Source organism: Rhodohalobacter sulfatireducens, from assembly GCF_022012475.1.
In the GTDB taxonomy this organism is placed as follows: domain Bacteria; phylum Bacteroidota; class Rhodothermia; order Balneolales; family Balneolaceae; genus Rhodohalobacter; species Rhodohalobacter sulfatireducens.
On the sequence record NZ_JAKLWS010000062.1, the window covers coordinates 1 to 5,435 of the forward strand.

The following is a 5,435-nucleotide window of genomic DNA, read 5'->3' on the forward strand; positions in this document are numbered from 1 at the left end:
GTAGTAGATAGCTTGTTAGAAAGAAAAGTGTTAACCTCCCTCAGGAATAACAGTAAATAAACATTAAAACTGTCAACCTAAATCAGGAAAAGACGAAGCATAATGAGTCCCGAATTCTCGGGATCACCGGTGAACCTAAATATGCCTCAACGCGTGATGGACCATTCCCCCAAAGGAATGCCTTTGGCAGAAGGTTGCCATGCTGAGCCAACACCCGCGGGTTTTTCTTCACTGACGGGAGTTTTTCGTTCTTTTGCCTGTCCCGAGCAAGTCGGGGGCGGCCCAAAAGAACATAGAATGTATTAAAAGGCAAACAATATCATCAACCCCAACCCCTCGATTACAAACAAACCTTTTCAACATTCATCGCCTCAATCCCCTGAAATTACCCATATAATCCAATTTTTTACGATGATATCTTTATCAAGGTTGATGTGCATTCACAAAAATAAGTTATCAGCCTCAAAAATCATTTTGTTCATTTTGTCTTGAAACAACCCCGAGACTCGAGACCAGAAAAGCACTGGAACTACCAAAAATTCAAGGTGGCGTCCCCAATGCTCGGGAGCCGGTTACTGAATCTCTACTACCTTTTTGATCTTTGTTCAAGTGCGTATTCATAGAGCTGATAATCATTTTCATGGAACTCTTTAATCTCCTTTTCAAGTCCTCGATCGATTGTTTTCTTCTCTTTACTCTTCTTGTTTACATTTTTTTTGGGTATTGATACATCTGATTTATCCAGGAAATTCTCAGCAAAAAAGGTCAGATCCTCATCATAAAATTCTGTAATCCCGATGAATTTGAACCTTTCCAACGGAAATTTCCACAGAAAGAGCGAGTAGATATTTCGAACCTCCTCTGAGAATGCAAAATCTTCGAACGACCAGTTCTCCTCTAAAAATTTCTTTAATAGTGGTTGCTGATCCATCTTGTCATGATACTCTTTCCAGTAGTAGTAATGGGATGTCAGCCTTTCTAATGGATCCCTGAGCCAGGTTACAAACGTGTGATCACCCGATTGGTAGAAATCTTCATATTTATAGGGTAAAAAATGACCATGAATACACTCAACGTTTTGATACCTGTTGAACAGGTTATCAGAAAGCCGGTTCCAAGTCCGTTTCCATTTAACTTTGCGATGCCGTTTATCCCGGGGATCATGTATCGGGTAATCGTGATCTTGCAAGTATCCTTTTTTAAAATGGTTTTCCAGCAGGTGCCTGAAACTCGCACCCCCGCTTTTTGGCATGTGTACAGATATGATCATGAATTACAATTCATTTAAGGATCTTCTCAAAGATAAAAGAGATCGATCATAAATGTTTAAAATAAGATTTTATGAAGCGAATTTGACTTACTTGTGCCTCTTTTCCGGCCTGTTTTCATTTTACTACTTTCTAAACTCTGCTTTCATTCCACCAGTCCTGGAATCCTTTCATCATTTTTTGTACTACCCCTCTTAAACTCTTGCTTATTTATCATTCATCGCCTCGGGGTAGCTTGTTTAGAGGACGTTCCCATCCCCGGGTTATGGCCTCTGTTCAGAGCTCCGCTCTTCATGTGTCCTCCACCCGGGGTTACAAAACCAATCACCCCGCTGGGGTGTGATTGCACAAGTGCAATCATTTTAACTTCCGAATGCAGTAAGGGAGCTCTTTTACAAAGCCCCTCCCTTCAACCAGGAGATTCTTCGCTGCACCTCCCTGCCGGTCGGTTTGCTCTGAATGACAGGCGGGTGATGATCAATCGACGGCTTAAAACACTCCTTGCCGAATTCAAACTTCTCACCACGCCGTCTCAACCTCTACCTGCCGAAGCGGCGTAAGACAAAACGCGATTCTGCTGATGAATCTGAAACGCCGCGGTTCATACACCCGCACAATTGTCATCTCGAACGGAGTGAGAGATCTCCACAACTTGCGCAAGTGTCCACTTGTGCCCTTTTCCAGCCTGTTTCCATTTTACTACTTTCTAAACTCTGCTTTCATTCCACCAGTCCTGGAATCCATTCATTATTTATTGCACTACCCCTCGGATGATCTTTTGCTTTTTCGATGTTCATCGCCTCGGGATTATATTTATGCTATTGCTAACCCCACGGCTGCAAACCGATCACGTTGTTCCGGTTTTTGCCGCGGGCTATTGACATTACACTCCTCCGGAGTGTGTGATTGCACAAGTGCAATCAGTGAAATGCTCTACGGATTAAAAAGTGACTCGGTCGGGTTTGGTCATAGAGGAACAAGAGAATCTCTTGAAGCTGTGGAACTCACTGTTCGACTTAACTACTGTAAAGCTGATGCTTTTCTATATACTCGGTGACTGCGGGTGGCAGGTTTGTAGTAGTCACCTCTCCCCTTTTATTTCGTATCTCCGTTGAAGAAATGGATACCGGCTCGTGATCAATGAATATTACTTTTTCCAGGATCTCCGGATCAACGGATGAGGTATCTACATCCGGCCTCCTGGCCACAAGCAGGGTTACACGTTCTAAAATCTTTTTGTATTTATGCCACTTGTGAAAATCGCGCAAGCTATCTTCACCCAGGCAAAGATAAAAAATAGAATCAGGATACCGGTTTTGAAGATGTTGAATGGTTTGAAGAGTGTAGGACGGCTGAGGCAGGCCCCTTTCAAGATCGCTTACCCGAATCTTTTCCTCTGTTTGAAAAGCCAGTTTTAACATCTCAAACCGATGGGAAAAGTCTGTCTGATCCCTTGCTTGTTTGTGGGGGGGTGAGGGTGTGAGAAGAATAAGTAGTTCCCGGATCAAACCGGATTTTAAAAAAGAGCGGGTGATTTTAATGTGCCCCTTATGCACCGGATCAAATGAACCTCCAAAGATTCCGACTCTTTTTTCCAAAGGTATTCTGCTTAGTTAAGACTTGTAGACTTAGAAGTTCCGGTTCACTTGTATCCCCTCTTTTTCAAGGTGTGCCGAAAGTGATTATAAAATATTTGATGGATTATTTTACTCAGTATCTAATTCGTTCTCATTTTAACCTCCCCTGAATCTCCTCCTTGCAAAGGAGGGGGAATTCGAATCCAAATTCTGAGTCAGTATATCTCACTCAAAATACGTTAGTTCGACTCTACAACCGATTGGTCATCTACCTCACCTAAACCGGCCATGGCCCTGTCAAAAAGATCTTCAGCCTTGCCCCTGTTATCCCCCTGGGGAAAAAGTTGGAGATAGGTATTGTAACTCTCCAAGGCTTTCTCATAGCGCTCAGCTTGTTTATCGGGAACACTGTTTTCGGCATATAAAACATACGATTCAATCTGACGAACCAGTGCTTGTTCTGCCCACGGCTCACTTTCAGGATAGTTGTCAATAACGAGGCCAAAATAGATGGCAGCGGAGTTGTAACGTTCTGTCCTCATATAAAAATCTGCGGCGTTGTAATCTCTGTGAGCTAGTTTATTTCTCAATTCTGAGATATAATCAGCTGCCTGGTCTGCCCTTTCCGCGTCGGGATAGCGAGTTCTGTATAAGCGGAAACTCTCAATGGCCCGGGTTGTATATTCTTGGTCCAGCCGATATCGGGGACTTAGCTCGTAGTAACACAGTGCTTCCTTGAAATCTACCTCTTCCCTTCTGGGTGAGTTAGGATGATATTGCGCATACCGCTCGTATTCAGAGGCCGCCAGCAAATAACGATTGCTGTTGAAATAACTTTCAGCCAGGTAATATTGAGCATCCTGACCGTAATCGGTACCCCGCCCAATCGAAATTACGGTTTCAAAGGCACGAGCTGCATCGCTGTACTCCTCCTCGTTATACTGCATCATCGCTTTTTCATAAGCCACTTCAAGTGAATCTCCGGGCCTGATGAGTTCTTCACTTCGGCAAGAGGTAAGTATTAAAATTGCAAAAAGTAATAAAGAGATTGCTCGCATATAATTATGAGTCACGTCGTTTCAGGTAATTAATCAGTTGTTGAAGATCTTGTTTATAGTTGGAATCACCAAATAGATTCAGTGAGTGAATCGCCTTTTCGTAATAATCATGTGAAAGTGATTCAGCAGATTCAATAACATCGTATTTTTCATACAATGCTAAAACGTTTTGAACCGCTTCAGATTGCAACGGACGATTTTTCAAACATCCAGTAAGCCATTCTCTTTCATCAGGATCGCAGAATCCTAACGTCTGAACCATCAAAAAAGTTTTCTTCCCTTCGGAAATATCCCCTCCCTGCTTTTTGCCGAACTTTTCCGGATCAGCGGTAACGTCCATCAGATCATCCTGTATCTGAAATGCCAGGCCAAGGGATTCTCCAAACTGCTTCAGGTACTCCAATTGTTCATCTGATGCTTTTGCAGCCATCCCTCCCAACTGTAATGATACGGAGAGCAAAGCGGCCGTTTTTCCACCAATCATCTCCAGGTATTCACCCGTTGTAACATCCATCCTATTCTCAAACTCCATATCCAGTGCCTGGCCTTCACAAACCCGGTTGATTCCATCCAGGAAAATTTTATTTGCCCTCTTATAATCAATCTCGGGATCTAATCTCTGGAGTTGCAGTAGAGCCTGGACAAAAAGGCCGTCACCGGATAGAATGGCTGTTGAACCGTCCCAGCGACGGTGTACTGTTGGGTTTCCTCGGCGAACGTCGGCCTGGTCCATGATATCATCATGAATCAGAGTAAAGTTGTGAACCAGCTCAACAGCAAGGGCTGCAGGAATTGCTTTTCTGATCTCTTTTCCACAGAGTCCACATCCCATCAGGGCCAGGATAGGACGAATTCGTTTTCCTGACCCGGATAAAATATACCGCTGTGGCTCATACAACGTAGTTGGTTTTAGGGGAAAATCCAGTAGCTCAAGTTCACTTTCTACCAGGGCAGCATAGTGTTTAATAAAATCCAAAAAAGTCGTTTATTTTGTTTCCAATCAAGTCTAAAAGATATGAAATCCGAGAGATAATAATGAACCATAATAAAAGAAGGGGGTTGTTGGTTGTTGATGGTGGCGGTTGGCGGTTGTTGGTTGTTGGTTGTTGGTTGTTGGTAAATTTGTTTAAAAAATGAAATTGCAACACAAATTATGGCTCCAAATTTTGAATCACCTGGCGTAGGTGTTCAGCGAAGCGTCCTCGGTCAACGAAGCCTTCTGGCGTAGTTGACCCACTTGTGCCCTTTTTCCGGTCTATTAACTCGTTCCCAAGCTCCCTGGTCAACGAAGCCTTGTGGCGTAGTTGACCTTGGTCATCGAAGCTTTAGCGTAGTTGTCCTTGGTCATCGAAGCTTTAGCGTAGTTGTCCTTGGTCATCGAAGCTTTTCATGAATAAACGAATTGATAATGGAAATGATAGTGTAGTTGACCTTGGTCATCGAAGCTTTAGCGCAGTTGACCAGCTTCCATTCCAACGGATAGGAATCCATTCATCATTTTTCGCACCACCCCTCGATTCCAATCAAGCTTT

At 43.4% G+C, this 5,435-nt stretch carries 6 protein-coding genes; 2 read left to right on the forward strand and 4 right to left on the reverse strand.

All coding sequences use genetic code 11. From position 1 onward, the window contains the following. Positions 1–102 precede the first annotated feature (102 nt). Positions 103–306 carry a hypothetical protein gene (locus L6773_RS20880; protein WP_237856615.1) on the forward strand — a complete coding sequence of 68 codons (204 nt, stop codon included), beginning with the start codon at positions 103–105 and terminating at the stop codon, positions 304–306. 280 nt (positions 307–586) lie between these two features. Here the strand turns inward: L6773_RS20880 and L6773_RS20885 are convergent, their stop codons facing one another. After that, complete coding sequence (locus L6773_RS20885) at positions 587–1,270, reverse strand: sulfotransferase family 2 domain-containing protein (protein WP_237856616.1); 684 nt, start codon at positions 1,268–1,270, stop codon at positions 587–589. Positions 1,271–1,561: 291 nt separating this feature from the next. On the opposite strand from L6773_RS20885, the gene L6773_RS20890 reads away from it, so the two are divergent. Then, the gene (locus tag L6773_RS20890) at positions 1,562–1,828 is read left to right on the forward strand and encodes a hypothetical protein (RefSeq protein WP_237856617.1); all 267 of its coding nucleotides are present in this window, start codon (positions 1,562–1,564) and stop codon (positions 1,826–1,828) included. 456 nt (positions 1,829–2,284) lie between these two features. Here L6773_RS20890 and nadD read toward each other — a convergent pair whose 3' ends face one another. The 3 genes from nadD to L6773_RS20905 all read right to left on the reverse strand — a co-directional run bounded on the left by nadD (position 2,285) and on the right by L6773_RS20905 (position 4,879). Then, entirely contained in the window at positions 2,285–2,866 is a 582-nt protein-coding gene (nadD, locus tag L6773_RS20895) for a nicotinate (nicotinamide) nucleotide adenylyltransferase (RefSeq protein ID WP_237856618.1), read from the reverse strand. A 218-nt stretch (positions 2,867–3,084) separates the two neighbouring features. After that, positions 3,085–3,918 carry an outer membrane protein assembly factor BamD gene (locus L6773_RS20900; protein WP_237856619.1) on the reverse strand — a complete coding sequence of 278 codons (834 nt, stop codon included), beginning with the start codon at positions 3,916–3,918 and terminating at the stop codon, positions 3,085–3,087. Beyond that, on the reverse strand, positions 3,908–4,879 hold the full coding sequence (locus tag L6773_RS20905; protein ID WP_237856620.1) for a polyprenyl synthetase family protein: 972 nt from the start codon (positions 4,877–4,879) through the stop codon (positions 3,908–3,910). The genes L6773_RS20900 and L6773_RS20905 overlap by 11 nt, the downstream gene beginning before the upstream one ends. Between the last annotated feature and the right edge of the window lie 556 nt (positions 4,880–5,435).

Coding starts and splice junctions, on each gene's coding strand:
- L6773_RS20880 (WP_237856615.1), top strand. CDS start 103: ATGAGTCCCGAATTCTCGGGATCACCGGTGAACCTAAATATGCCTCAA.
- L6773_RS20885 (WP_237856616.1), bottom strand. CDS start 1,270: ATGATCATATCTGTACACATGCCAAAAAGCGGGGGTGCGAGTTTCAGG.
- L6773_RS20890 (WP_237856617.1), top strand. CDS start 1,562: ATGTGTCCTCCACCCGGGGTTACAAAACCAATCACCCCGCTGGGGTGT.